Source organism: Desulfosarcina cetonica JCM 12296 (assembly GCF_001311845.1).
Taxonomy (GTDB): Bacteria; Desulfobacterota; Desulfobacteria; order Desulfobacterales; family Desulfosarcinaceae; genus Desulfosarcina; species Desulfosarcina cetonica.
Genome location: NZ_BBCC01000529.1, coordinates 1 through 690, shown reverse-complemented (window position 1 = coordinate 690; position 690 = coordinate 1). Strand labels below are relative to the sequence as shown.

At 34.8% G+C, this 690-nt stretch carries 1 protein-coding gene; it reads right to left on the bottom strand.

Annotation, left to right across the window (positions count from 1 at the left end; translation table 11 throughout):
- Positions 1 to 8: 8 nt before the first annotated feature.
- Positions 9 to 587 carry a PEP-CTERM sorting domain-containing protein gene (locus JCM12296_RS37655; RefSeq protein WP_218188473.1) on the bottom strand — a complete coding sequence of 193 codons (579 nt, stop codon included), beginning with the start codon at positions 585 to 587 and terminating at the stop codon, positions 9 to 11.
- Between the last annotated feature and the right edge of the window lie 103 nt (positions 588 to 690).

Sequence of the window (690 nt, the reverse complement as noted above, 5' to 3'; positions counted from 1 at the left end):
ACTTTTTTTTAATTTTTGAACTTTTTCCGCGATGCTCCCGCTAATCCAAGTAGACCTGTTCCAAGCAAAATGATGGTGGCTGGTTCAGGTACTGGTGCACTTGCCTTTATTTCAAAAGACTCTTGAAACGGAGTGCCCCCACTTTGTGAAAAATGGTGAATTATGTTTACTGTCAATGTAATATCTTGCACATAAATTTCTTCTAAAGAGGGAGCCTCGTCGTAATAATCGCCAACGACATTAGCAACACCATTATATGACAACGATAAATCATCTCCTTCACGATAACCCCAAAAAACATAATTATCTGGCCATATTCCCAATACTTCTTGATTACCATATGATGTCCCAGGATAATTATTAGGGTCAAACGGAGCAAATCCATCTATATCGATTATTCCCAATCCGGTTCCCCCAAAAAGCTCTACGTGATTTATATAATCCCAGAAATTAACTATCCCGGATATGGCATACGTCTCATTAGTTAAAGAGTTTGAATAAGTACCTTCAGTAATTTTAAAAGGAGTTGCATAACAAATACCATTATATAGCAAAAATACGAATAAAAAAATAAAAACATTTTTCATCTTTCTCCCTCCTTTTTTTCGAAGTTTTGGCAATGATAAGTTCATACAATTTTCTAAAAAATATAGTTAAGATAAGTGTTACAATCCCCGTTATGATTTTTCC

Excerpts from the sequence above, each read along its gene's own strand:
- JCM12296_RS37655 (WP_218188473.1), bottom strand. The coding sequence starts at position 587 with ATGAAAAATGTTTTTATTTTTTTATTCGTATTTTTGCTATATAATGGT.